General features: G+C 68.0%; 1 protein-coding gene. It reads left to right on the top strand.

What is annotated here, in order from left to right; genetic code table 11:
• The coding region (locus ACE3UY_RS21345; protein ID WP_374689498.1) for a hypothetical protein at positions 1-1,595 on the top strand (1,595 nt) is incomplete at both ends.

The following is a 1,595-nucleotide window of genomic DNA, read 5'->3' as shown; positions in this document are numbered from 1 at the left end:
CCTATGACGATCCCCGGCACTATTGGCAGGGCGGGTTGGAAATGGTCTTGCCCGCGCCGACGCTCTTTGGAGCGCCGGTGGACGAGGCGGGCTACCGGGCGCTCTACCGCGCCTATGCCGCCCGCGTCGCCAGCGCGGCCGTCGCCAACTACGCCGGCTGGGCCTGCTGCTCCGACGCCCTGTTCTACACCGTGTTGCTGGAGGCGCAGTTGCACCAGTTGGGCCTGCGCCCGTGGCCGGTGACGGCCGAGGCGTTCGCGGAACTGGTCGCCGAGCCGTCCAACATGGCCGCGGCCGAGGCGGGTTGGCGCTACAACCTGCCCGCTTCGGTGGCCGACGGCGCGCCGGCCGTCTACGCCCTGGTCGATTTCCTGGTGGAAGAGGCGGGCGCGATGCCCATTCCGGAGATGCAGCGCGCCCTGCTGGACTACAGCAACCGTCACTACTGGGATTGGCTGTCGCGCGTGACCGGCGGGGCCTACGCCACGCAGGCCGACTTCGAGCGGGAGTGGCTGCGCTATGTCGTCGCGCGCCACGCCGCCGCGCGGGAGGCGTCAGCCCCACCCTGGCCGGAGGCGGCGCTGCAACTGCTCTGCCAGGAACCGGGGGCGCTGCGAGCGGCGCTCTATCGCTACAACCTATCGGCCGGCCGGCTGCGGCGCGAGCGCCAGCTCGACCTGGTCGAAGACCCCATCCTCATCCCCTTGCCGGGGCATGACGGCGTCGTCGTCACCAGCCGCAACGTCGAGGGGCGCAGCCAACTGCCTTTCATCTGGCGCGACGGGCAAGCGACGACCATCACGTACAGCGCCCTGCCCCATCTGCCCCTTACGGCCATGCCAGCTGCGCCCGGTTCAGACCAGATGCAGCTTTTCCTGGACGCTGCCGTGACCACACCGCTATACGCGCTGGCCTCCCTGCCGGCCTGCGCCGGGCGGGAGACGTGCGCGGCCAATGGGCTGCTGGGCGCGATGACCCCGTCGCCGGACGGGCGGCGCTCGCTGCTGGCCCTGGCCCAGCCGACCCCGCTCTCTACCGACCAGATGCGCCCGCTGCTCTATCTGGCCGATGGGCAGGGCGAGGACGCGGAACTCGTCGAATTCGGCTGGTCGCCGTTCTGGCTGGACGAGGACACGTTCGGCTATCTGAGACAACTGAACGACGAGAATAGCCCGGCGGTCGTGCTACGCGACGTGAGGGACGCCACCCTTAGTGAGGCCAGGGTGGTTCTCGCGTCGAGCGATCTGCGCCGGCTGGATGGAGCCAGTTTTCTCCGGAGCAGCCACATCGAGCGTACCCTGCCCGGCCCCTCAGGTGAGGAACTTATCATTTTTACCGCCAGCGTGCGTCGTTCGGGCACGTGGGGCCTGGTCGCGGTGTATAATCTATCAACACGTGAGTTGTCGACGCGCTTTTCATTATCAACCCTAGGCGGGTACCCCTTTGATTACCGGCAGGGGTACGGCATATCGCCCGATGGGCGCTGGCTGGCCGTCAGCACCCTGGAGGCGTCGGCCGACCGCGAAGGCGAGGCTGTCTGGGATGTCTATTTGCATACCATCGATGGCGCTGCCCCACACACCATGGTTATTCAT

This window comes from Promineifilum sp. (SeqCode) (assembly GCF_041918635.1).
GTDB lineage: Bacteria > Chloroflexota > Anaerolineae > Promineifilales > Promineifilaceae > Promineifilum.
Note: the sequence above shows the minus strand (reverse complement) of the source record. Positions and strands in the feature narration are given on the sequence as shown.